The following is a 24037-nucleotide window of genomic DNA, read 5'->3' as shown; positions in this document are numbered from 1 at the left end:
CTAAATCCGCCGGAAAGATGTCCTCAGGTGATGCTGACCGTCTTGGTGACCATGTAGGCATCGACGCCCTCGATCCCGACTTCGGAACCGTGGCCGCTCGCCTTCACCCCGCCGAACGGCGTTTCCGGCATGGAGATGTTGAAGGAATTGATGCCGACCATGCCTGCTTCCAGCGCGTCGGAAAGTTTTGCGATGGTCTTGTGCGAGTTTGAGAAGGCGTAGGCGGCGAGGCCATAGGGCAGTTCGTTCGCCTTGGTGACCGCGTCGTCGAAATCCGAAAAGCGGTTGAGCACGGCGACCGGGCCGAACGGCTCTTCGCTCATGATCCGCGCATCGCTCGGCACGTCGGCAAGCACGGTCGGGGCATAGAAAAAGCCTTCGTTGTTGATGCGATGGCCGCCCGCGAGCAGCTTGGCTCCCTTGGCGGTGGCATCCTGCACCAGCGCCTCGATTGCGTCACGCCGGCGGCCGTGGACCAGCGGTCCCATGCCGGTCGCCGGATCGAGGCCGTCCCCGACCGTGATCTTGCCGGCTCGCTCGGCAAAGCCGGCGCAGAAGGCCTCGTAGGACTTGTCCTGCACATAGAAGCGGGTTGGCGAAACGCAGACCTGGCCGCCGTTGCGGTATTTGCGCTGCACCGACATGTCGAGCGCGGCCGTCTGGTCGGCATCGTCGAAGACGAGCACCGGCGCATGGCCACCGAGTTCCATCGTGGTGCGCTTCAGGGTTTCCGAGGCGAGCCGGATGAGGTGCTGGCCGACCGGAACCGAGCCGGTAAACGAGATCTTGCGGATGATCGGCGAGGCGAGCAGGTGGCGCGAGATGAAGTCCGGCACGCCATAGACGACGGCGATGACGCCGGCCGGAACGCCCGCATCGAGAAGGCATTGGGCGACGGCGGCAGCCGATGCCGGGGCCTCTTCACCGGGCTTGTAGATCATCGTGCAGCCGGCGGCGAGCGCCGAGCCCATCTTGCGGGCGGCATTGCCGACCGGGAAATTCCAGGCCGAAAACCCGGCTGTCGGGCCGACCGGTTCCTTGACCACCTGGAAGCGGGTTTCGCCGATACGGCCGGGAATGACGCGGCCATAGGTGCGGCGGCCTTCCTCGGCGAACCACTCCATTTCTTCGGTGGCGAAATGGGTTTCGAGCCGCGCTTCGGCGATCGGCTTGCCCATTTCGAGCGTCGCGAGCGTGGCGATCTCTTCCTGCCGGTCATGCATCAGCTGCGCTGCGCGCTTCAGGATACGGCCGCGCTCGCGCGGGTTCGTCGCGCGCCACAGCGGAAAGGCGCGTTTGGCAGCCTCGAGCGCCTGGTCGAGATCCTGGGCCGTCGCATGCGGCACCACGCCGATCGCTTTTTCGGTGGCGGGGTTGATCAGCGGCTGCGTCTTGCGGTCGCCATTCTCCAACCAGGCGCCATCGATCAGGAGACGCGCCGACTGGTAAGCGTCGGACGAGCCGGCTGGATTGGTCGCGATGTTCATGATCGTCTCCTCCGTTTTCATGAGACGAGTGCGTTTGGCATTCGTCAATTTCGGGCTTTTCCGAAACCCGACTTCCTCGTCCACTTATAGGGGATAAAGCAGGGAGCCTGATATTGTCAATTCCAACGTTCACGCCGGTTCAGATAGCCACCGTACCGCCGTCGATCGGGATTACCGCTCCGGTCATGAAACTCGATGCCTTCGATGCCAAAAGCAGGGCGAGGCCCATGATCTCGTCCGGCTCGGCGATGCGGCCGAGCGGCACTGTATCGGCAAAGGCCTTTTCCACCTCCGGTTCGCGGATGCGGCCGCCGGCGATATTGGTGCGGAAGGGGCCGGGCGCGATGCCGTTGACGAGCACGTTATAGGGCGCCAACTCCCAGGAGGCCTGCTTGACGAGGTTGACCACGGCGCCTTTGCTCGATGCATAGGCGTAACCGGTCATCGGGTCGGCGCGCAGGCCGGCAATCGAGGCGATCGCGACGATGCGGCCGCTTCTCTGTTTCTTCATGTGCCTGGCGGCGGACTGGATGGCGACGAACGTGGCGGTGAGGTTGACGTCCACCACCTTGTTCCACAGATCGTCGCTGACATTCTCGATCGCGCCGGCCTCGGTGCGGGAATTCGGGCCGCCGCTGATGCCGGCATTGGCGACGAGAATATCGAGGTGTCCGTGCTTTTCGGCAACGCCATCGATGGTGTTGCGCAGGCTTGCGCTGTCACAGACATCGACCTGATGGCTTTCGGCGGAAAAACCCTGGTCGTTCAGCCATTGACAGGCGGCGGCGAGCGCCTCGGCGTCGAGATCAAGCAGCGCCACACGCGCGCCATTGGCCGCCAGCGTCTTGGTGATGGCAAGGCCAAGGCCGCTTGCCGCACCGGTGACGACGGCGACTTGACCCTTCAGGTCGAACAGTTTTTCCGCTTGCATTCCTATCCTCCCTGCGACCCGGCGAACATGATCCTCCCCATCCAGGCGGCACCTACTTTTTGTATGCAATCCTCGAAGATGCAAGTTAGAAATTTGCTATTATCAATCAAAATTTGACAGAAGCATATTGACCCTCCCCGAAAGGTTATACAGATTGCCGCCATTCGCGGGTGCCGAGGAGCGCCTGCCTTAACGGTTGTCAGGTCCCGGGGAGGGTGAAACACCGATGAGCTTTACCGAAAGCCTTGAAACCGTCACCGGAACGAAGATCCGGATCATGCGGAAAGGCACCGGCGGTCCGCTGCTCTTCCTGCATGGCGCGAGCGGCGCCTCTCGCTGGCTGCCCTTCATGGACAAGCTCTCCGAAACCCATGAGGTCATCGTGCCGGAACATCCGGGTTTCGGCGGCTCCGACAGTCCCGAATGGCTCGACAACATTTCCGACCTCGCCTTTTTTTATCTGGATCTCCTCGACCATCTCGGCCTCGAGAAGGTCAACCTTGTCGGCACGTCGATCGGCGGGTGGCTGGCGGCCGAGATCGCCATACGCAATGCGACGAAACTCGGCTCCCTGACCGTCGTGGCGCCTGCCGGCATCCGCGTGAAGGGCATTCGCAAGGGCGACGTCTTCATGTGGAACCCGCAGGAGACCGCCCGCAACCTCTTTCACGACCAGGCGTTTGCGGAAGCGATGCTGGCGGCTCCGCCGCCGTCGAAGGAAGGGATGGAGATCCTGCTCAGGAACAAGCTCACCTCGGCCAAGCTCGCCTGGGAGCCGCGGTTCCTCAATCCGGACCTCCACAAGTGGCTGCATCGCATTTCGGTGCCGACGCTGATCGTCTGGGGCGACGACGACAAGGCGATGCCGGTCGGTTACGCTCCGGCCTGGCGGGAGCTCATTCCCAACTCTCGGCTCGAGATCATCGAGAACTGCGGACATCTGCCGCAGATCGAAAAGGCCGACCGTTTTGTCGAACTGGTCAGTGGCTTCATCGGGGAGGTTACGCGATGAAATTCTACTTCATGCACCTGATGCCCTATGCGGATCTCGATCTTTCCTATGACGAGAAGCACAATTCCGCCTGGGTCACCCTGCCGAACACCTATTACGACCCGAAGAAGGGCCACCAGCTCTACAACCGTTATCTGGACGAGCTCGAATATGCCGACCAGCTCGGTTTCGACGGCATCTGCGTCAACGAACACCATTCGAACGCCTATGGGCTGATGCCGATACCCGGCGTCATGGCCGGCGCGCTTGCCCGCCGCACCAAAAACGTCAAGATCGCCATTCTCGGCCGCGCGCTGCCGCTCCTCAACAACCCCCTGACCGTCGCGGAAGAATTCGCGATGGTCGACAACATCACCGGCGGCCGTCTGATCGCCGGCATGGTGCGCGGCATCGGCGCCGAATACCATTCCTGGGGCGTCAATCCTGCCTTCAGCCACGAACGGTTCCAGGAAGCCCACGACCTGATCCTGCAGGCCTGGACGCAACCCGGTCCGAGCGTCTTCGAAGGCAAGCACTACAATTTCGAATACGTGAACGTCTGGCCGCGGGTCTACCAGGACAATCCGCATCCGCCGATCTGGATCCCCAGTCAGGGTTCCAGCGAGACGATCGAATGGGCCGCCCATCCGGATCGGAAATACACCTACCTCCAGACCTTTGCCTCTGTCTCGACCGTCGCCCGCTACATGAAGATGTATAAGGACGTGGCTGCCGGCTACGGCTACGAGGCGACCGAGGACCAGCTCGGCTGGTCGCTGCCGCTCTATGTCGCCGAGACTGACGAGATCGCCCGCCGCGAAGCCAAGGAGCATATCGAGGCGTTCCTGCAGAAATTCCTGCGCATGCCGATGGAGATGCTGCTGCCGCCGGGCTACACCTCCGTCAAATCCATGGTCGGAGCAATGTCGGCCAAGGCCGGCCATTCGATGAAGCAGACGATCGACAGCGTCATCGAAGAGGGCAAGTTCATCTGCGGCAGCCCGGCGACGGTGCGCGAGAAGCTGGAAGAATACCAGGCGCAGATAGGTTTCGGCCATCTGCTCACGCTCCTCCAGTTCGGCACCCTGCCGGCCGAGCTAACCCGCAAGAACATGGAGATCTACTCCAAGGAGGTCATGCCGTATCTGCGCAGCGTGACCGCCAGTCGGGCGGCTTGAGGAGGGGATGCCAATTTGATGATTTTGGTAGGCCTATGAAGCCTTTGGGCGTAGTCATATCACCCAAGGTTCATCTTGATGTGTGATCGCGATTGTCGTCATTTGAGGCGTAGGACCGCACTATTGTCACCCCCCAGTCGCTGCGGTCTTAGCGGCCGGCGCCCCAAAAGCCGGCCGCTCCCCTCGGGGCTATACCCCTTGTGCTAGGTCTTTTGGACGAATTGAGGACTTCGCAGTCCGGAGTACAATAGCATTCTCCTAAGTCGAGCGTAGAAGAGGTTACGTCTTAGGAGAGGCCCGCGCAGGGGGAAAAGGCGCGGGCCTTTTTATTTTTGCAGCACAGCATCAAAAAGGTGATGCTATTTGTAAAATTTCATGCATGTTCGCCGCGGGCTGGGGCGAGACATGATTCCAAAAAACAACGATGGGCGCTCGGATGATCTTCCGATCGGAGGCGATTATTCGGAGTTTACCGATAGCGAACTCGAAGAGCTCGCTTCTGTGCTGATCCAGGCGCTGACAATTCCGCCGCTGTCGGCCTGTTCCAGCTCAGGCGTTGCAGAGCCTGCCCCACAACCGCCATCGGAATGAATTCACCCTCGTCAGCATGACCTCGGTGCTCCGCTTCTTTCACCTCCTGCCGATAGTCCGGTATTTTCTCCGCAATGTCTGTGTTAGGAGGCGTCCCACACGAGACGATGAGATAGGCCGATGCTTCCCTGGATACAGCTGGACTGCGCAACCATTCCCGGCGAAGGCGGCGAACTGCGCCTGAAGCAGCGCGGGTCCGAATTTTCCATCATGCTCGGCTCGACCGAGCTGATGAACAGCCGGCTGAGCGGTTCGGAAGAGGCGCTGGCGACACTCTCCTGCGAGCGGATTGCCGGGCGGAAAAACTCCCACATGCTGATCGGCGGCCTCGGCATGGGGTTTACCCTGCGAGCGGCCCTGGGAGCCCTCCCGGACGACACCAGGGTAACCGTCGCGGAACTGGTTCCGGCCGTGGTCGACTGGGCGCGCGGGCCGATGGCGGAATTTCACAAGGGCACGCTCGACGATCCGCGCGTCGATATTCATGTCGGTGATGTCGGCGCGCTGATCCGCTCGCGCACTGCCGCCTACGATGCCATCCTGCTCGATGTCGACAACGGCCCCGACGGGCTGACGCGCGCTTCCAACGACAGCCTTTATAACCACACCGGGCTTCGGGCCGCCAAGGCTGCGCTGCGCGAAAACGGCGTCCTGGCCGTCTGGTCTTCGGCACCGGATGCCGGCTTTACCCGCCGATTGCGAGATGTCGGATTTGCCACCGAGGAGGTTTACGTGCGTGCCAACGGCAAGCGCGGCGGCCGCCACGTCCTGTGGATGGCCACCAACCGGTAGCAGGTCGGCAACGGCCAGTCCGCGGAGCCTCAACGAAACCGGCTGTCGCACCTCATTTCGCCCCGTCTTCATGCGCCAGCGAGCCCGAAGCGGTGGGCAGCAGCGAGAAGAGATGGGCGTTCATCGCCGCTTGCGCCCATTCGGGATTGCGGGCCTTCAGTGCCGAGAGGATTTCCCGATGCTGGGCGTGGGTGCGGCGCGTGCGCACCTCGACCGGCTCCGAGTAGCGGTTGAAGATCGAGGCCGGCAGTTCCAGCGAGGAGGCGAGGATCTTTTCGAGCCGTGGGCTTTCGGCGGCAGCGGCGATGACCGCGTGGAATTCCGCGTTGAGCTTGTCGAACCCTTCGAGATGTTCGTTCCAGCCGAGTTCCTCGAACTGGGTCTCCATCAGCCGTTCCAAATCCTGCAGTCGCTGCAGGTCGGCCTCCGAAATGCGGCTGGCGGCGCGGCTTGTCGCATGACCTTCGAGAATGGCACGCAGCCGAAAGATCTCGACCGCGTCGTCGAGCGAAAAATCCGCGACGATCCCCCGCCGGTAACGTTCCAGCACCACGAGGCCCTCGGCGTTCAGCCGGTTCAACGCCTCCCGGATCGGCGTGCGGGAGACGCCGATGGCGGCGGCGAGCTGGTTTTCGAGCAGCTTGTCGCCGGAGCGCATTTCGCCCGTGAGGATCAGATGCCGGATATGATGATAGGCGGTCTCGACGGCGCTCTGCGTCGCCGCGTCCTTGGCTCCGTCTCTGGTTGTCTCATTCGTCAAGCCGCCACCTGTCCCTTCCCCCTGATGATATGGGAGATTACGACAAACAATCCGCCGAAGCCAACCGCCACGAAGTGCATACCATTTCGCCGAAGACGGCGTTATTTCCGCACATACTTCTTGACATCTCGAAAAAAGGTATACAAAAATTCCTCAGGAGGCCTGATAAGGCAGTTGGCTGCGGCCGAAGGAGGAGACCCCATGACGCAGACCCGCAAACCCTTTATCGTCGGTATCGGTGGCACCCAGCGCCCCGGTTCGAGTTCCGAACTCGCCCTACGCTACTGCCTCGTGGCTGCCGAAAAGGCCGGCGCGGAAATCGACCTCATCTGTGGAGCAGAACTCGAACTGCCGCTCTTTGACCCAGGCGTGATACACCGCACTCCGGCCGCCCTTCGCCTGCTCGAGTCGCTTCGCCGTGCCGACGGCATCATCATCGCAACCCCGAGCTATCACGGCGGCATGTCCGGCACGATCAAGAACGCGATCGACTATACGGAAGACATGCGGGGTGACGTGCGCTCCTATTTCGATGGTCGCGCCGTCGGCTGCATCGTCTGTGCCGCCGGCGACCAGGCGCTCGGCGCAACACTGATCGGCCTGCGCTCGGTCGTGCATGCGCTACGCGGCTGGCCGACCCCTTACGCGGCGACCATCAAATCCAACGAGAAACCTTTCGTCGAGGGCAAGCCGGCTCGCCGCGAGGTTGCCCAGCCCCTCGAAATCGTCGCTTCGCAGGTCGTCAGCTTTGCCAAAATGGCGATGGCCAGCCGCATCGAAGACGTCGCGCCACGCCTCGTCGCTAGCAACTGATCCGATTTCAGTCGTCGCGGATCCGTTTGCCTTCATCCGGCGACGGTCCCAGTGGAGCTTTCCATGAAGTTCAATTTTTTCCACCTGATGCCCTATCCCGACTACGACAAGCTGCCGCATGAATGGCCGGTCAGCACGCACGGGATCGACAGCACCCGCATCCAGGCGCTCTACAACGAATATATCGACGAGATGGTCGACGCGGAGAATTATGGTTTCGACTGGGTGGGCTGCAACGAGCACCATTTCAGCCCTTACGGTCTGATGTCGAACCCGAACCTGATCGCCGGCGCGCTTGCCCGCCAGACGTCCAAGGCGAAGATCGCGATCGTCGGCAACCTGTTGCCGCTTTTGAACCCGGTCCGCGTTGCCGAAGAATATGCGATGATCGACGTGATGTCGGATGGCCGCCTGATCGCAGGCTTCCTGCGCGGCATCCCGCACGAATACATCGCCTACAATATCCCGCCGAGCGAATCCCGCAGCCGCCTGCGCGAAGCGACCGAGCTGATCATCAAGTGCTGGACCGAGGACGAACCTTTCGGCTGGGAAGGGGAGCACTACCAGTTTCCGGCCGTCTCGATCTGGCCAAAGCCGATCCAGAAACCGCATCCGCGCATCCTGATGTCCGCCAGCAATGCGGAATCGGCGGAATTCGTCGCCAAGATGCGTGCGATCATGGGCATCACGCTGATCCAGGACCTGTCGATCGCCAAGGCCGCCGTCGAGAATTTCAAGAAGACCGCCCGCTCCTACGGCTGGGAGCCGACGCCGGACGACATCCTGGTCGGCCAGCAGATCTGCATCGCCGATACGGATGAGGAGGCGAGGCATCACATGGCCGCCGCCCAGACCTATTTCCACCAGACGCTGATGCGCCCGCAGCGCTCCGCCCAGCAGCTCGTTCTCGGGCAGAGCCGTTACTATACCGAGGCCGATGCCGGGGAGAGTTTCCAGAAGCGCCTCGCAACGCTGCGCAGCCGTACTGTGGAAGAACAGATCGAAGCCGGGTCGATCATCTGCGGCAGCCCGCAATCGGTGATCAAGCAGATCAAGCGTCTTCGCCAGGAGCTCGATTGCGGCCTGCTGAACCTGACGATCAAGGTCGGCAACATGCCGGGCAGCGTCGTTCGCCGCGGCATGGAACTGTTCCGCGACCGCGTCGCCCCGGAAGTTGCTGGCCTTTAAGAGGAGTTTGATCGATGAGCTTTGAATTGAAGACGGTCGAGCTTTCCGGCGGCAGGCTCTCCTATCATGTCGGCGGCGCGGGGCAGCCGGTCGTTTACCTCCACGCCGCCGGTGGCGTGATGCTGACCGAGCCGCTGAAGGCGCTGACGGGCAACCACACGGTCTATGCGCCGATCTGCCCGGGCTTCGACGGCACCGAGCCGAACGAAAGCCTGAAGACGGTACAGGACTGGGCGGCCATGGTCGCCGAATTCGCCGAAAAGCTTGTTGGCGCGCGTTTCGACGTGATCGGCTCGTCGTTCGGCAGCTGGTCGGCCTTGTGGCTTGCCGTCGAACATCCGAAGATGGTCGACCACCTGGTCCTCGGCGTGCCGGCCGGCTTCCGCTTCGAAGGCAAGGGCGGTCTGCCGGCCGATCCGGAGGCGCGTTTCAAAGCGCTCTACGCCCATCCGCAGAAAATCAACTCCACGCCGAAATCGCCTGAAGTCATGGCCGACAACGGCAAAACCTACGAGCGCCTCGCCAATGATGTTCAGGTCGACGAGGCGCTGAGTGCCCGACTGCCCTCGATCGAGGCGGTGACGCTGATCCTGCTCGGCACGGAAGACAAGGTCGTGCCGGCAGAGGCCGGCGCGCACCTGAAGCGCAATATCCCGACCTCGCAGCGCGCCTTCATCTTCGACGCCGCCCATTCGATCGAAGTCGACCAGCCGGAGCGTACGCTGCGGCTGTGGACCGACTTCCTGAAGCGCGGCCCCGGCTACGTGCTTAACCAGGGGCCGGAGGCCGCCTGACGCCATCCCTTCCCAGGGAAGCTTGGCCCAGACCTCGGTCTGGGCCTTTTTTATTGCGAGGCTTTGCGCTTTCGCTCATTCCGGTCGGCGCTCGGCCGCCGTCGAAAGGGAGAGCTTTTCAGGGCCAGGCACCGCAGTCATGATTTTCAACATTGACGGATATAATATGTCTATTATGAATTGATTTGCGTTTCGCTTCAGGAAGGCCCAAGAGCCGCATGCGGAATGCCATCGTCCGGGATATGTGGGACGATGCGAATGGGAGGAATGGCATGATCGGCGAAGACGTCAGGCGCAAGGAAGACAACCGGTTGATCACCGGCAAGGGTCAATACGCCGACGACCTCAAATTCGAGAACACGGCCTATGCCGCCTTCGTCCGCTCGCCGCATGCCCATGCCATCATCCGCAGCATCGACACATCAGCCGCCCGCGACATGCCGGGCGTGCTGGCCGTTCTGACCGGCGAGGATATTGTCGCCGCCGGCATTGCGCCGATCCCGCATGCGATCGGCAGTTCGCAATTCGGCTCCGACATCCGCATCAAGAACTATGACGGCACCGAGCGCGCCCGCACCCACCACCAGGCGTTGCCGACCGACAGGGCCCGTTTCGTCGGCGAGGCGGTCGCCATGGTGATCGCCGAGAGCACCAATCTCGCCAAGGATGCCGCCGAGGCGATCGAGATCGACTGGGAAGAGCTGCCGGCCGTCGTGCGCGGCGTCGACGCGCTGGAAGAGGGCGCCCCGCAACTATGGGACCATGTGCCGGGCAACCGGGCGATGGATGGTGAAGTCGGCGACAGGGCCGGCACTGAAGACGCATTTGCCAAGGCCGCCCATGTCCTCGAATTTACGAGCTGGGCGCAGCGCGTCACCGGCGTGCACATGGAGCCCCGTTCCTCCGCCGCTGAATACGATCCGGAGACCGGCAAGTTCACGATCCATGCCTCCGGCGGCCATGGCGTCGTGATGATGCGCGAGCAGATCGCGGCGTCGCTCGGCGTCGACATGGCCTTCGTGCGGGTTGTCGCGCCCCGCGATGTCGGCGGCAATTTCGGCACCCGAAATGCCACCTATCCGGAATTCGTGCTGCTGCCCTATGCAGCCAAGCTCACCGGCCGGCCGGTCAAGCATCAGGCGGAACGCATCGAGGCATTCCTGTCGGATTTTCAGGGCCGAGACTTGCATGTGAAAGCCAGGCTTGCGCTCGACGAAAACGGCAAGTTCCTCGCTTTCCATTCGGTCAATACCAGCAATATCGGCGCCCATACGGTGTCCTACACGCCCCTTAACAAGGGCATCCAGCTGATGACCAGCCTTTATCGGGTGCCGGTCGCGCATGTGGAATTCCGCGCCGCGATGTCGAACACCGTACCGACCATCCCCTATCGCAGCGCCGGCCGCCCCGAAGCCATGTATATCATCGAGAGGATGATCGACCTTGCCGCCCGCAAGTTCGGTTTCGACCGGGTGGAACTGCGCCGCATCAACATGATCCCGGATGAGGCCTCGCCCTATACCAACCCGATGGGCGTCACCTATGACAATGGCGACTATATCGGTTGCATGGACAAGGTGCTCGACATGGCCGACTGGAAGGGTTTCGAAGCGCGTCGTGCCGAGGCCCGCAAACGCGGCATGTATCGCGGCATCGGCCTTTCCAACTATATCGAGGGCACCAGCGGCGTGCCGCGCGAGCGCGCCGAGATCACGGTCGATCCGACCGCCGGCATGGTTGACGTCGTTATCGGCACCCAGAACACGGGGCAGGGGCACGAGACGGCATTCGCCCAGCTGGTCGGCTCCTTCCTCGGCGTCTCCCACGAGGTGGTGCAGATCCGCGCCAGCGATACGGATTTCGTCTCGGCCGGCGGCGGTTCGCATTCCGGACGCTCGCTGCGCTTCGCGAGCATCGTCATGCACAAGGCGACCGCCGAGATCATCGAGCGCGGCCGCAGGATCGCCGCCTTCATGCTCAACGTCGCGCCGGAAGAGATCGACTTCACCGACGGCCATTTTCGCGCCCGCGGATCGAACGGCGTCGTCAGCCTGTTCGAGGCAGCGCAGGCTGCCGAAAACGACCTTGGCCTGCCAGATGAGCTGCGGGGCACGCTTGCGGCGATTTCCGACGAGACCACCCACGGGCTTGCCTACCCCTATGGCGCCGCGGTCTGCGAAATCGAGATCGATCCGGAAACCGGTTTTTTCCATATCCCGCGTTATTCGACGGTCGATGACGTGGGCAAGGCGCTGAACCCGATGATCGTCGACGGGCAGACCCATGGCGGGATCGTTCAGGGCGCCGGTCAGGCGCTGTTCGAATGGTCGAACTATGATCGCGAGACCGGCCAGAACCTGTCGGCCACCTTCATGGATTATCAGGTGGCCCGTGCGTCCGATTTCCCGAGCTTCGACACCCATATCAGCGAAGTACCGGCCAAAAGCCATCCGCTCGGTTTCCGTCCGGGCGGCGAGGGTGGTACGACACCGTCGCTCGGCGTGACGATCAACTCCATCACCGACGCGCTCGCCGATCTCGGCGTCACCCATATCGAAATGCCGGCGACGCCCTCCCGTATCTGGGAAGCGATCCGGGCGGCAAAAGCCAAACAAGAAGCGTGAGGAAAAAGCATTGTCCGACGTCCTGATCAATACTCGGGGGAACGCCCTTGAGATTACCCTCAACCGTCCCGACAAGGGCAATGCGCTGACGCCCGAGATGGCGCAGGCCATCACCGCCGCATTGAAGTCGCTGTCGCCGGACATCCGCGTTGTGCTGATGAATGCCAAGGGCGGCGATTTCTGCACCGGCCGCAGCGCCGCGATGCCGGCCGCCGGTTCTCGCGCCACCGCGCTCGACCTGCGCAACGCGATCTCCGATCCGGTGCTCGATTTTTATGAAGTGCTGCGCGAAATCCCGGTTCCGTTCATCACCGCCATCCGCGGCAGGGCCGCCGGCGTCGGCTGCGCCATCGCGGCTCTCGCGGACGTCGCGATCGCCGCGGAAAGCGCCAGTTTCCAGGTGCCGGAGATGAATCACGACATTGCCCCGACGCTGGTGCTCAATGCCCTTGCCGACCGGGTTTCCCGTGCCACGCTCGCGCGCATGGTGTTCACCCGCGACGTGATCCCCGCGACGGAGGCCAAGATGCTCGGCATCGTCGGCATAACGGTTGCCGATGCCGGCATCGATGCGGAAGTGGAACGCATCGTCGGCCAACTCGAAAAGAACTCGGTGCCGACCGTTCGCGGCATCAAGGCCTTCCTCTCGATGAGCCCGGAAACCTCCTTCGCATCCCGCAAGGAACTGGCCGCGCTGATCAACTGCGTGGCGACGGCGGAGAAATTCCGCTGATTTCAGCGCAGCCCTCATCCGCCGATCGGTAGCTTCTCCGCGATGGAGAGAAGGTATTGCGGAATTCGATCGGCCGTCTAGTCCGAATGCATCATTGACGGGGTGCTGCCTCAGCGTAGAATTCCGCCGGGCTGGGGCGGGCGTACCTATGGAGGGTGCCATGCAGGAAGCTGATATGCAGAAAGTCGACGAACTTGTCGGTCGCCTGGTCGGTGATCTCGGCGCCGGCGTGTCCGGCGTTCTCGTCGTGCTGGGTGACCATCTCGGCCTGTTCCGGGCGATGATGGATGGACGGCCACGATCCTCGATGGAGCTGGCGGAAACGACGGGGCTCACGGAACGGAACGTGCGCGAATGGCTCGCCGCCATGGCCGCGGCCGATTACATCTCCTATGATGAAGCCTCGAACAAGTTTGCCATGACGCCCGAGCAGGCGCTGGTTTTTGCCAATGAGGACAGCCCGGCCTTCTTTGGCGGCGCTTTCGAAATCGTGCAGTCGATGTGGATGGACGAGCCGAAGGTGGAGGAAGCCTTTCGCACCGGCCGTGGGCTCGGCTGGCATGAACACAGCACCTGCCTCTTCCGGGGCACGGAGCGCTTCTTCCGGCCCGGTTACAACAGCCATCTGGTCAACGAATGGATTCCGGCGCTTCAAGGCGTCAAGGAAAAACTGGAACGTGGGGCGGAGGTCGCCGACGTCGGCTGTGGTCACGGCGCCTCGACGATCCTCATGGCCAAGGCCTTTCCGAAGTCGCATTTTCACGGGTTCGACTATCATGCCCCTTCCATTGAGCGGGCAAAACGCGCGGCGCAGGAGGCTGGCGTCGGCGACCGGGTGACGTTCCGCCAGGCTTCGGCGAAGGAATTCCCGGGCGGCAACTACGATCTCGTCGCCATGTTCGACTGCCTGCATGACATGGGCGATCCGGTCGGAGCGGGACGTCATATCCGCGAGACGATGGCGAAGGGCGGCACCTGGATGATCGTCGAACCCTTCGCGCATGACGGCTTGAAGGACAATCTCAACCCGGTCGGGCGTGTTTATTACGGCGCATCGACCATGATCTGCACTCCCGCCTCCATGGCGCAGGAGGTAGGCCTTGGCCTCGGAGCCCAGGCTGGGGAGATGAAGCTTCGCAAGGTGGCGCGCGACGCCGGCTATTCGCACTTCCGACGGGCGAGCGAAACTCCATTCAACATGATCTTCGAAGTGCGAGCCTGAGTTTTCGGGTCTAAGCGGCTCCGTATGTACAAGCCGGAGTGAAGCCCTGACGCCACGAATTATCGGTGGTGTCAGGGCCGGCCCGCGGATACATGCGCAGCCCGTCGCTGACGACGCCTCCAATGCCTCAACTCAGGTCATTGCGAAATCAGGCGTGCTGCCTGACACTATCGGGGGTTTTCCCCGTCCAGCTCCGGAATGCCCGATAAAAGGAGTTGGGCTCGTCGAAGCCCAGGAGGAATGAAATCTCCGACGCCGGAAGAGCCGTTTTTTCCAGGTAGTGGCGTGCCAGCGCCTCCCGCGTCTCCTTCAGAATCTGCTGGAAGCTCGTACCCTCGGCTTCGATCCGGCGCTGGAGCGTACGCTTGCTCACCGCCAATTTTTGGGCGATGGCCTCCATGGTCGTCAGGCCGCTCGGGATGGCCTCGTGAAGTGCGGCCCGGACCCGTTTGGCGACGGTCACCGATGCGTCGAGGTCCGCCAGACGCTGGCGCAGATCAGGTTCGAATGCGGCCCAAAGAGGTTCGTTTGACGTCAGGAACGGGCGGACTGCATCGGATTTTGCAAACCTGACCATATGATGAGGGCCACGGCGGAGACGAGCGCCCAGGAAATCCTCATAGGGAGCCAATGGCGACGGCAGCTCTGTCGTCGTAACCTCGATCGGAGAGACGGCCTCTCGGGTGCCGACCCGGACAAGGGTGACACAGAAAAGCAGCTCCATTGTCACCAGAGACACGGGAGGGCGCCGCGGCCCGTCGAGCCAGGCGAACTGGATGGTCAGCATGTCGCGGTCGTCGCGCACGTCCATCTGCATCGGGCCGATTAGCTTCTTGTATTTGGCGACGCGCTGCGCCGCCACCAGCAGATTGGGACTGCAGAGCGCCGCGAACAGGGGCGGAGAGAAGGATTCGGCGCGGACGGCTTCGCAAACTCGAATGGGAAAAAGAGGGTCGCTCTTCTCCTGCTCGGCACTTTCCCAGAGACGATAATAGTCCTCCGGCTCAAGCCGCACCGAAGGCTGGTGCAACAAATCGTCCGGAAGGCCGGCACGGCGCAGCACATTCGCCGGTACGACGCCGAGGTCTGCGAGCAATGTGCGCCAGGTCGTGTCGAGAGCGTAGGTGAGCGTCTGCATGGGGAACCTTAGGCTTGATTGGAGCCGATTGTCTATCGCTCCGCGCCAGGGGATGGCGCGGAGCGACAGGAGGATTGTCAAAGCCCGAACTGTGCCTTCATGCCGCCGAAGAAGGTTGCGTCGTCGGATACAGCCCGACTTCCGAGTATCTGCACTGCGTCCGCGCCGGCCGCATAGCGAAGCTGGTCGGTGCCATCAGTGGTGGCTCCATAGATCACCTCGGCCACAAGCTCAGGCTCGGAGGCATTCTCCATCATCGGGCCGAAGAAGCCGAACAGCGACTGCACGAGCGGCTGATATTCGGTGAGGCTCTCATCATTGCTCATGTCGAATGAGCGGCCGCTGAAGTCGGTCCTGATGCCGCCCGGTTCGATGACCTTGACGGTGATGCCCAGCGGCGCGAGTTCGTACTGCATCGACTCCGACAGGCCCTCCACGGCGAATTTCGTGCCGTGATAGAGCGTGCCCAGCGGGAAGGCCATGCGGCCGCCAATCGACGAGATATTGACGATGGTCCCGCCGCGGTTGGCGCGGAAATGAGGGAGCACCGCCTGTGTCGTCGCCAGCAGGCCAAGGACGTTGACGTCGAACTGACGACGGATTTTGTCGAAGGGCGTCGCCTCCAGCGGGCCATATGCGCCATAGCCCGCATTGTTCACCAGAGCATCGATGCGTCCGAACCTGGCGATCCCCGCATCGATTGCCGAGCGGATGGAGGGCGCGTCCTGAACGTCGAGACGGGTGACCAGCACATTGTCGAGCTTCGTCAGTTCAGTCTCCCGCTCGGGCGTGCGCATCGTCGCGATGACGTTCCAGCCGTTCTGGTGGAAGAGCTTGGCGGTGGCGCGTCCGAGGCCGCTGGACGTGCCGGTGATGAGGATGGTCTTGGTCATGGGGTTCTCCTTCGTGTTGATGAACACAAAGGTATGGGCAGACCGTGCCACGCGCACTGGCAGGAGATGCCAATCGACTAGCGGATCGCGCCACCAGGAGCTGTTAAAGCGCCAGCCCCTCGGTCACCAGCGAAGCAAGCGCCTCGGTGGCAGCCGGAGAGATCTGCACGATCGCCCGCGCATCGAGATCGAACACCACCGCGACCGACTGCATCGTGCCGAACACCCTTCCCGTGAAGGGGTCGACCATCCAGAAGATCAGCGACATGACGCGCTGGTCGGTCTTCTGCAGCCCGCCCCAGATCTCGAAACAGTCGCCGACGCGCGGTGTTTCCCCATAAAGGATGCGGAACTCCAGTACCGCGCCGCCGAGCTTGCCGGGCGGCGTTTCGGCATGTTTGCTGACGATCTCGCGGATTGGGCCGGTCAACTGCTTCACTCCGCCGCCGACCGCGCCGATGAATTTCTGCGAGCCGAGACGGTTGAAGGCGTCGCAAGCCTCCCGTTCGATCAGGCTCATCGCGGTGCGCTTCAGGCCGAGCGCAACCGCCCGGTCGCGGGAGGCGCTGATCGTAACCGGTTCGTCGCCGGTGCCGCGCGCCAATGCCTCCTTGGGAGCCTCGACCAGCCCGGCGGAAGCTTTTTCGCGGAAAGTCGCCGGCCAGGGTCGGGGCGTCTTGAGGTCGGTCGCATCCACATGGGTCACCCGCACCCGGAAGCTCGCGGCCAGTTGGCCGGAATGGCTGTTGTGCAGCATGAGAACCGCAAACGCCGTCGTTTCGCCGATCTCGAGGAAGCCGGCGGTCATGTGCAGCGACGTGCCGGCATGGGCCTCGCGGTGGAAGCGGATGTGATGCTCGTTATAGGCGATTGTCGTGGCTGATGTTGGCGAGAACAGGCCGGGCAGGCCGTTGAAGCCGAAGAGTACTGCAAGGCCTTCGTTGGCACGGGCGACATAATACTGGGTGTTCCAGTGGGCGTTCTCGTCCACTTCCCACTGGCGCACGCTGCCGCGCCAAACCTCGATCATTGGAGCTTCGATCATTTCTGCCTGTTGCGCACTCACGCCGGCTCCTCCTCCAGAACGATACGTCCCTTGACGGCACCCTTGGAGAGCCGGTTCATCGCCTCGTTGATCGATGATTTCGGCACCGCCTCATAGGGAATAGCGTCGAGTTTTCCGCTTTTTGCGAGCTCGACCAGGTCCCGCAATTCCTGCAGCGAGCCGGTGATGCTGCCGATCAGGCTCAGGCCGCCTTGCGCCATCCGCATTGTCGGGATGGTAAGCTGGCCGCCGAACATGCCGACCATGATGATACGGCCACCGCGCGCCAGCGCCGGGAAGCAAAAGGCCGCCGTCTGGCTGTTGTTGACGAAATCAATGATGGTTCGCACGGGCCGGCCGACCGTATCGACGATCCTCTTCGTCATGTCGTCGCCGGTCGAAAGCACAGTTTTCTGAGCGCCGGCCTCGGTTGCGATCTTCAGCTTCTCTTCCGAAACATCGACCACAACGATATTACGGTGCCCGAGCGCCTTCAGGATGACGATGCCGCTGAGGCCCAGCCCGCCCGCCCCAACCACCACGATCGCCTCGTCGGGGCGAACCGGCATGGCCTTTTTGATCGCCGAATAGGCGGTAAGGCCCGAGCAGGCATAGGTGGCGGCAAGTGCGGGGTCGAGATCGCCGGTATCGATCAGGTAACGGCTATGCGGCACCACCACATGGCTGCCGAAACCGCCGGGCCTGCGCATGCCGAGCGGCCGGCCCTGCATGCAGAGGTTTTCCTGGCCCGCGCGGCAGGTTTCGCACTCGCCGCAGCCGAGCCACGGATAAACGAGCCTGACATCGCCGACCTTGACGTCCTTGACCTCAGGGCCGACGGCGGTGACGGTGCCCAGGATTTCATGGCCGAGGGTGAGCGGGTACTTCATCCCGATACTGTCGATCGACACTTGCCTGTCGCCCATGTCGAAAATGCCCTTCCACAGGGTCAGGTCCGAATGGCAGAGCCCGCAATGGGACACCGAGACGACGACCTCGCCACCTGTCGGTTCAGGGGTCGCGTCCTCGACCTCCCGCAGCACTTCCGATGCCTCGAATACCTGCCATGACCGCATGATTTTCGCTCCTCCCAGATGCTGAGAAATGAGTATCAGGCCGCCTGTTATGTGGCAATCGGGAAATGGCTGGTTGGTTGAGAAGATAGCGCTGGTTGTGGTGCTTGGCGTCTGGGATATGGATGCTCCCACGCCATCCTCATCCCTGTGACAAGCACAGGGATGAGGATGGGGAGGCAGGCGCTACTCCGCCTTTTCCTGCCCCTCGATCGCCGCCTCAGCGCCCGCAATCGCCTTGTCGAGCAGTTCCAGAAATGCCTGTCGCTCCTCCGGCGAAAGAAACCGCAGCAGGTCGGCCTCGTGCTGCGGCGTCGAGGTTTCCACCAGGGCGGCGGCCTCGAGTCCGTTCTTGGTGAGGCGCAGTTCGTAGACGCGGCCGTCATCGGTGGCGCGGTCGCGTTCGACGAGTTTGTGTTTGATGAGCGGGCCGAGCGTCTGCACCAGCGTCGGCGGTTCGATGCGCAGGCGGCGGGCAAGCGCGATCTGGCTGATGCCGGGATAACGGCGGATCAGCAGCAGCACGCCGCCCTGGACCGGGGTGACCGCTAGCGAGCGGGCGCGGAACCAGGTCTGCCAATGGCTGCCGAACAGCGCCTGCAGGCGGCGGATGCGAATGCCGACGACACCGTCGAGAAGGACGGCATGGCCGTCCTTCTCTGCCGATGGGGTGGGCTCCGAACTCATGTCTTGTCCCAGTTGCCGTAGACCTTCACGTCCATCGAGCCGATGCCTTCGAACGTGCCGTGCAGCACGTCGCCGGGAGCGATCGGGGCGACGCCTTCCGGCGTGCCGGTCATGATGATGTCGCCGGGATAGAGCGTGTAGGCCTTGCTGGCAAATTCGATCAGCTTCTGGACGTTGAAGATCAGCATGCTGGTGTTGGATTTCTGCCGGGTCTCGCCGCCGATCGTGAGTTCGAAATCGAGATTGTTCGGGTTCGGGATCTCGTCTGCGGTCACCACATAGGGGCCGAGGACGCTGAACGTGTCGAGCGACTTGCGGTAGCTGCGCTCTTCCGGGCCGCGGATGGTGATGTCGTAGCAGATGGCATAACCGGCGACATAATCCAGCGCATCGGCTTCCGACACGCGAAACGCTTGTCTGCCGATGATGACGGCGAGTTCGATCTCGTGGTCGGTGCGCCGGTCTGCCCAGTCGACGACGACGCCTTCCGACGGGCCGACCAGCGAGCTGACCGCCTTCAGGAACACGCCGGCCTCGGCGATCGGCTTGATCTTCATGCCGTGATGCAACTGGTCGCTGTCCAGCACCTCGTCGAGGTGGAGCCGGTAGTTGACCGGGGCGCCGACGATCTTGCCGGGATTGGCGATCGGGCTGAGAAGCGCGACGTCCGGCAGCGGCTTAGACGGTGCGGTCTTCGCCATCTCTTCCATGACGGGCCGCAAGTCCGCGAAATGGGCCATGAACTGGTCGCCGTGGGGGAAGGGGTAACGGTAGTTCGGCAGGCGATCGAGGACGCTTGTGACGTCCTTCACCTGATCGCCGACGACCACGCCGAGACGATTATCGTCGTAGCGACAAAAACGCATGATTTCTCTCCCTGATCCTGGTGTTCGCTCAGACGCGGGTGCGGTCTTCGCGGAAATAGCCAAGCTTCTCCTGCGCCACGCGGTCGGAGAAGCAGAACACGACGACGTCCTCGTTCGCCTTGAACGAGCGCCACGACCAGCCGGGCACGACGATCACGTCCTTGGGGCCGAAGTCGAAGGTTTTCGCGCCTATTGTAATCGAGCCGGTGCCTTCGGCGATGCACATGACGATATGGTCCGTGGAGCGGATGTTTGCCGTTTCCATGCCCTTCGGGAAATGGCTGAGCCAGGCAGACATGGTCGGCATGGTCCAGCCGCCGTCGAGCGGATTGGAGTACCGCAGCGTCGTGCCGATATGCGTGTCGACCGCCTCGCCGCGGGATGCGCGGTAAAGCGCTTCGCGGCTGCGCTCATAGGGATAGTTGAAGATCGGCGTCGTCTGGCCATAGGGGCTGGAACCGCTGATCGGCAGCATGCCGGAGCCGAAACGGGCGAGCGAGTCGCCTTCCGGCCGAAGCAGTTCCTGTTCGGTGTCGTTGGAATCTTCGCGGAACACCGCTTCGAAAAAGGCGATCATCGGCACGTCGAGACCGTCCAGCCAGGCGGCCGGGTCGGAACCGTCATTGCCGTGGTCGTGCCAGGCCCAGACGGGCGTGATGACGAAATCGCCGAACGCCATGCGGGTGCGCTCGCCGCCGACGGTCGTATAGGCGCCCGAACCTTCCAGCATGAAGCGCAGCGCCGAAGGCGTGTGGCGATGGGCTGGCGCAACTTCGCCCGGCATGATGATCTGGATGCCGGCATAAAGCGTCGAGGTGGCACGCGACTGGGCCGGGAAGGCGGGGTTTTCGAGGATCAGCACGCGACGTTCCGCCTCCTCGGCGGTCAGCAGGCTGCCGGATTCGAGGATCAGCGGGCGGATGTCGTCGTAACGCCAGCGATGCGCCTGCGCCCTGGAAGTCGGCTCGGGCGGCAGCATGCCCTTCATCACTTCCCAGAGGGGTGCCATGTTATGCGGCTTGAGCCGCGCATAAAATTCCTCCCGTTTCGCAACGGTGGCTGCATCGATCTCATGCATGAAATCCTCCTCCTTGGCTCCTCCAGCCAGAGATCGTAAGGTACACTAATTAATTTGATGTGGTCAATTACCGAAGCAGGCCGCGAGGGCCTGATGCTCTGCCTCCGTAACGCTCGGCGCCCCTTGCACGCTGGGCGGCTGGAGCGGCTATTTCGCGGCACATCCCCTCTCCGGTGAGAACGAGGTGGGGAAGCCGGATGAGGGCGCTTTAACTTTTCAGAATGTCACCGCCCCGCCGTGCTTTTCGCCTTTGTCGGCTTGCGCGGCGCGGGCAGCTTGACTTTGTTCTCGCCCTTGGCCCCGCGCCCAGGTGCGCCGAGCCGTTCGGAAAGCCGGTGGGCGGCGGACAGCAGTGCTTCGATCGTCGGTTTCTTGCGGGAGCCGGCGAGCTGTTTGTCGGAGCCGAGCACGGTCATGGTCGCGACGATCCGGCCGCTATAGTCGAAGACCGGCGCGGCGATCGCGGCGAAGCTCGAATTGATGCTGTTGACCGTCATCGCATAACCCTGGTGGCGCACGGTCTCGATGATCTTCTGGATGTCCTTGATGGTGGTGACGCGCGGCGAGAGCAAGGCGGTGTCATCCGACGCACCCCGCTTGGCTGCAGCGATCTCGTCCTGACGCACCGCCATGGTTTCGCTTTCGTTGAGATAGGTGAGGAAGACCTGGCCGGTTGCCGAGGTCAGAAGCGGCAGCACGTAGCCGAGGCGCACGGCAAGCGATCCTTGCCGCTCGCCGTCCACCTTGGAAACGATGCCCGGCCCGCGGTCGCCCCACAGCGAAAGATAGGTCGCGAAACCGGCGGTGCGCTGCAGCGCCGCCAGTTCCTCGCGGGCGAATTCCACCACGTCGAGCTGACGGATGGCCGACAGGCCGAGCTGGATCGCGAAGCGCCCGAGCCCGTAATGGCCGGTGACCGGATCCTGAAAGGCGACGCCCTCCTTGACGAAGCTGACGAGGTAGAGATGCGCCTTGCTGGGCGGCATGCCGGCTGCGGCAGCAATATCGCGCAGCGGCAGCGGGCCGTTCGCCGCCTCCATGGCGCGAATGACCTGGAAGCCGACCTCGATCGACTGAATGCGGCGCTGGGTCCATTCCTCCGGCGCCTTGGTCTTATCTGACGGCATCCTAAATCCCCTGTGTTCCCAGACAATTATATTTATATTTTGTGCAGGTCGAGCCCGCTTTAAGCGTAGTTTTCCACAACCCGGAAGGCGGCGACCAGATCATTGGCACCGAGCATCCGTTCCTGATTGACCATGAACGGGCTTTTTGCGCAGGCCGTCGCAAGAGGCTCGATCGCCGCATCGCCGACATCCGGGAGGCCAAGCGCCGAAAGCCGGCGCGGCATGCCGATCTCGTCGTAAAAGCCGAACAGGGTCGTCAGTTCGTCTTCGCTACGGCCCTCCGCAACGGCCTGCACCAGCGTGCCATAGGCGGCATGTTCGCCGTGCAGGGACTGTTTTCGCACCGGCTCGATCGCGCCGAGTTCGGTCGCGACCGCATGGGCGATGGAAAGACCGGTGTTTTCGAAGGCGACGGCGCTGAGCCAGAGGATCGCCTCGACGACGGCTTCGAGATCCGGTGTCACCTCGCCTGTTCCGGCCACCCGCATGGCACCCGGCCCGTGTTCGAGCAGCATACGGTAACAGATATCGCCGAGCATCACGCCCGTCTTCAGCGGCCGCGTGCCCTGCTTTGAAAGGCCGGTGCCTTTCCAGGCGCCTTCCGTCTCGAATTTTGCGGTCAGCGCATCGCCGATGCCACCGAGCAGCAGCCGGGCAGGGGCTTTGGCGATGATCGCGGTGTCGACAATCACGAAGGCCGGGTTCTGGTCCATCTGCTCGACTGCGATCATCCTGTGGTCGTCGTCGTAGATGACGATGCCACGGGTCGAGGGTGCGTCGGTGGAGGCGACAGTCGGCACGCTGACGAAGGGCAGGCCGGTGCGGCGTGCCACACCCTTGGCGACATCAAGCGTCCGCCCGCCGCCGATGCCGACCACCACTTCGCCGCCCCTGGCGCGAACCAGTTCGGCCAGGCGGTCCATTTCCCGGTAGGTAACGTCCGCATCGAAGGGGATGATGGTGGGCGTGATATCCTGGCGGGTGAGCGTTTCGGTCAGGCCCGCCTCGACATGGGGAAACACCGCGGCGTCGCAGATTGCTACGACCGAACGGCCGAGCGTCGCCGCCTTTTCGCCAAGCAGATTTAAGGACCCGGGACCCTGGATATAAAAAGCCGGAGCCCGGAATATACGTGTCATGCCTCCCCCCGGAATGCTGTAACGCCGAACGCTATACAACATTATCAAAGGAATTGGGAGCTTCGCCAAGGTCGTATTGACCTGGGCTGATTACTCCGGAGGCGCGGGACTCAAATGAGATCGGCGAGATAGGTGTTCTCCGCCCGCGACTGGGCGTAGGCCGTCGGATCGATCTCGGCGATGATCAGGGCCTCACCCTCGGCGGGTGCCTCGGCAATCAACCTGCCGTCCGGTGCCGCGATCCGCGAAAGGCCGGCATAGGCGAACAGATCGTCGGAGCCGCAATGGTTGATATAGGCGACAAAAACCTGGTTCTCGAAGGCGCGGACCTGGATCATGTGCTCGGCGATGAACTGACCGGACCAGCCGGTCGGCAGCGCTGTCGGCACGACGACGAGATCGGCGCCGCCCTTTGCGAGCTGCCGGACGTTTTCCGGGAATTCGACATCGTAGCAGATCAGGAACCCGAGCCTGACGCCTTCGTGCGTCACCAGAACCTGGCGGCGATCTTCCTGTGCGAACCACTTGCGCTCATAGGGGCCGTAGAGATTGCATTTGCGATAGACCGCCGTCTGGCCCTTGCCGTCGGTGAAGAAGGCACTGTTGAAGGTGTTTTCGAAGGTCTTTTCGGCAAAGCCGGCGACGATCGCCAGCCCATGTTTGGCGGCGATCTCCGACAGCCGGTCGGTTACCGGGCCGTGCGCGGGCGTGGCGAGATCGGGAAATTTCTCCGCCGCGCCATAACCGGTCAGCGCCAGTTCCGGGGCGATCAGCAGGGTGGCGCCCTTGGCGGCCGCCTCATCGGCCGCCGTCTCGATCTTGGCGAGGTTCGCCTCGATGTCGCCGACGACGGGCTGCATCTGGAAACCGGCGATCTTCATGGGCTC

23 protein-coding genes are annotated in these 24037 nt (G+C 62.7%); 10 read left to right on the top strand and 13 right to left on the bottom strand.

Annotated elements, in window-relative coordinates:
* Positions 1 to 23: 23 nt before the first annotated feature.
* Together ACZ9EJ_RS29970 and ACZ9EJ_RS29965 are read right to left on the bottom strand one after the other, a co-directional pair.
* Positions 24 to 1487 (bottom strand): NAD-dependent succinate-semialdehyde dehydrogenase, encoded by a 1464-nt coding sequence (locus tag ACZ9EJ_RS29970; protein WP_046629784.1) that lies wholly within the window; start codon positions 1485 to 1487, stop codon positions 24 to 26.
* 139 nt (positions 1488 to 1626) lie between these two features.
* The gene (locus ACZ9EJ_RS29965) at positions 1627 to 2418 is read right to left on the bottom strand and encodes an SDR family NAD(P)-dependent oxidoreductase (protein ID WP_046629486.1); all 792 of its coding nucleotides are present in this window, start codon (positions 2416 to 2418) and stop codon (positions 1627 to 1629) included.
* Between the two features lie 226 nt (positions 2419 to 2644).
* On the opposite strand from ACZ9EJ_RS29965, the gene ACZ9EJ_RS29960 reads away from it, so the two are divergent.
* The 4 genes from ACZ9EJ_RS29960 to ACZ9EJ_RS29945 all read left to right on the top strand — a co-directional run bounded on the left by ACZ9EJ_RS29960 (position 2645) and on the right by ACZ9EJ_RS29945 (position 5970).
* Positions 2645 to 3430, top strand: coding sequence for an alpha/beta fold hydrolase (locus ACZ9EJ_RS29960; protein ID WP_046640048.1), 786 nt, complete (start codon positions 2645 to 2647; stop codon positions 3428 to 3430).
* Positions 3427 to 4587, top strand: a complete 1161-nt coding sequence (locus ACZ9EJ_RS29955; protein WP_046629481.1) for an LLM class flavin-dependent oxidoreductase — start codon at positions 3427 to 3429, stop codon at positions 4585 to 4587. Before ACZ9EJ_RS29960 ends, ACZ9EJ_RS29955 begins: the two co-directional genes overlap by 4 nt.
* 405 nt (positions 4588 to 4992) lie before the next feature.
* Positions 4993 to 5178 (top strand): hypothetical protein, encoded by a 186-nt coding sequence (locus ACZ9EJ_RS29950; RefSeq protein WP_046629479.1) that lies wholly within the window; start codon positions 4993 to 4995, stop codon positions 5176 to 5178.
* 120 nt (positions 5179 to 5298) lie between these two features.
* Positions 5299 to 5970, top strand: a complete 672-nt coding sequence (locus tag ACZ9EJ_RS29945) for a spermidine synthase (protein WP_046629477.1) — start codon at positions 5299 to 5301, stop codon at positions 5968 to 5970.
* A gap of 52 nt (positions 5971 to 6022) precedes the next feature.
* Here ACZ9EJ_RS29945 and ACZ9EJ_RS29940 read toward each other — a convergent pair whose 3' ends face one another.
* Positions 6023 to 6730: a GntR family transcriptional regulator gene (locus tag ACZ9EJ_RS29940; protein ID WP_046629474.1), complete on the bottom strand. Its 708-nt coding sequence runs from the start codon at positions 6728 to 6730 to the stop codon at positions 6023 to 6025.
* Positions 6731 to 6931: 201 nt separating this feature from the next.
* On the opposite strand from ACZ9EJ_RS29940, the gene ACZ9EJ_RS29935 reads away from it, so the two are divergent.
* The 6 genes from ACZ9EJ_RS29935 (at position 6932) to ACZ9EJ_RS29910 (ending at position 14104) form a co-directional block, all read left to right on the top strand.
* The gene (locus tag ACZ9EJ_RS29935; RefSeq protein ID WP_046629472.1) at positions 6932 to 7543 is read left to right on the top strand and encodes an NADPH-dependent FMN reductase; all 612 of its coding nucleotides are present in this window, start codon (positions 6932 to 6934) and stop codon (positions 7541 to 7543) included.
* 63 nt (positions 7544 to 7606) lie between these two features.
* The gene (locus ACZ9EJ_RS29930) at positions 7607 to 8731 is read left to right on the top strand and encodes an LLM class flavin-dependent oxidoreductase (protein ID WP_046629470.1); all 1125 of its coding nucleotides are present in this window, start codon (positions 7607 to 7609) and stop codon (positions 8729 to 8731) included.
* Between the two features lie 14 nt (positions 8732 to 8745).
* Entirely contained in the window at positions 8746 to 9525 is a 780-nt protein-coding gene (locus tag ACZ9EJ_RS29925; RefSeq protein ID WP_046629463.1) for an alpha/beta fold hydrolase, read from the top strand.
* Positions 9526 to 9797: 272 nt separating this feature from the next.
* Complete coding sequence (locus tag ACZ9EJ_RS29920) at positions 9798 to 12149, top strand: xanthine dehydrogenase family protein molybdopterin-binding subunit (RefSeq protein WP_046629460.1); 2352 nt, start codon at positions 9798 to 9800, stop codon at positions 12147 to 12149.
* Positions 12150 to 12159: 10 nt separating this feature from the next.
* Positions 12160 to 12882, top strand: coding sequence for an enoyl-CoA hydratase/isomerase family protein (locus ACZ9EJ_RS29915; RefSeq protein ID WP_046629458.1), 723 nt, complete (start codon positions 12160 to 12162; stop codon positions 12880 to 12882).
* A 160-nt stretch (positions 12883 to 13042) separates the two neighbouring features.
* Entirely contained in the window at positions 13043 to 14104 is a 1062-nt protein-coding gene (locus tag ACZ9EJ_RS29910; RefSeq protein WP_046629456.1) for a methyltransferase domain-containing protein, read from the top strand.
* 148 nt (positions 14105 to 14252) lie between these two features.
* Here ACZ9EJ_RS29910 and ACZ9EJ_RS29905 read toward each other — a convergent pair whose 3' ends face one another.
* The 10 genes from ACZ9EJ_RS29905 to ACZ9EJ_RS29860 all read right to left on the bottom strand — a co-directional run bounded on the left by ACZ9EJ_RS29905 (position 14253) and on the right by ACZ9EJ_RS29860 (position 24031).
* The gene (locus tag ACZ9EJ_RS29905) at positions 14253 to 15242 is read right to left on the bottom strand and encodes an AraC family transcriptional regulator (protein ID WP_046629454.1); all 990 of its coding nucleotides are present in this window, start codon (positions 15240 to 15242) and stop codon (positions 14253 to 14255) included.
* A 77-nt stretch (positions 15243 to 15319) separates the two neighbouring features.
* Positions 15320 to 16135 carry an SDR family oxidoreductase gene (locus tag ACZ9EJ_RS29900; RefSeq protein WP_046629452.1) on the bottom strand — a complete coding sequence of 272 codons (816 nt, stop codon included), beginning with the start codon at positions 16133 to 16135 and terminating at the stop codon, positions 15320 to 15322.
* A gap of 103 nt (positions 16136 to 16238) precedes the next feature.
* Positions 16239 to 17201: a thioesterase family protein gene (locus ACZ9EJ_RS29895; RefSeq protein ID WP_476100401.1), complete on the bottom strand. Its 963-nt coding sequence runs from the start codon at positions 17199 to 17201 to the stop codon at positions 16239 to 16241.
* Positions 17198 to 18256 carry an alcohol dehydrogenase gene (locus tag ACZ9EJ_RS29890; RefSeq protein ID WP_046629448.1) on the bottom strand — a complete coding sequence of 353 codons (1059 nt, stop codon included), beginning with the start codon at positions 18254 to 18256 and terminating at the stop codon, positions 17198 to 17200. The genes ACZ9EJ_RS29895 and ACZ9EJ_RS29890 overlap by 4 nt, the downstream gene beginning before the upstream one ends.
* Positions 18257 to 18439: 183 nt before the next feature.
* Positions 18440 to 18940 carry a MarR family winged helix-turn-helix transcriptional regulator gene (locus ACZ9EJ_RS29885; protein ID WP_046629446.1) on the bottom strand — a complete coding sequence of 167 codons (501 nt, stop codon included), beginning with the start codon at positions 18938 to 18940 and terminating at the stop codon, positions 18440 to 18442.
* Positions 18937 to 19806 (bottom strand): fumarylacetoacetate hydrolase family protein, encoded by an 870-nt coding sequence (locus ACZ9EJ_RS29880; protein WP_046629444.1) that lies wholly within the window; start codon positions 19804 to 19806, stop codon positions 18937 to 18939. Before ACZ9EJ_RS29880 ends, ACZ9EJ_RS29885 begins: the two co-directional genes overlap by 4 nt.
* Before the next feature lie 28 nt (positions 19807 to 19834).
* Positions 19835 to 20884: a gentisate 1,2-dioxygenase gene (gene gtdA / locus ACZ9EJ_RS29875; RefSeq protein ID WP_080954059.1), complete on the bottom strand. Its 1050-nt coding sequence runs from the start codon at positions 20882 to 20884 to the stop codon at positions 19835 to 19837.
* A gap of 224 nt (positions 20885 to 21108) precedes the next feature.
* On the bottom strand, positions 21109 to 22011 hold the full coding sequence (locus ACZ9EJ_RS29870) for an IclR family transcriptional regulator (RefSeq protein WP_046629442.1): 903 nt from the start codon (positions 22009 to 22011) through the stop codon (positions 21109 to 21111).
* Positions 22012 to 22070: 59 nt separating this feature from the next.
* Positions 22071 to 23150: an iron-containing alcohol dehydrogenase gene (locus ACZ9EJ_RS29865; protein ID WP_052754060.1), complete on the bottom strand. Its 1080-nt coding sequence runs from the start codon at positions 23148 to 23150 to the stop codon at positions 22071 to 22073.
* Positions 23151 to 23260: 110 nt separating this feature from the next.
* Positions 23261 to 24031 (bottom strand): carbon-nitrogen hydrolase family protein, encoded by a 771-nt coding sequence (locus ACZ9EJ_RS29860; RefSeq protein WP_046629438.1) that lies wholly within the window; start codon positions 24029 to 24031, stop codon positions 23261 to 23263.
* Positions 24032 to 24037 lie beyond the last annotated feature (6 nt).

Source organism: Neorhizobium sp. USDA 3394 (genome assembly GCF_056280385.1).
This window is presented reverse-complemented; position numbering and strand designations above follow the sequence as displayed.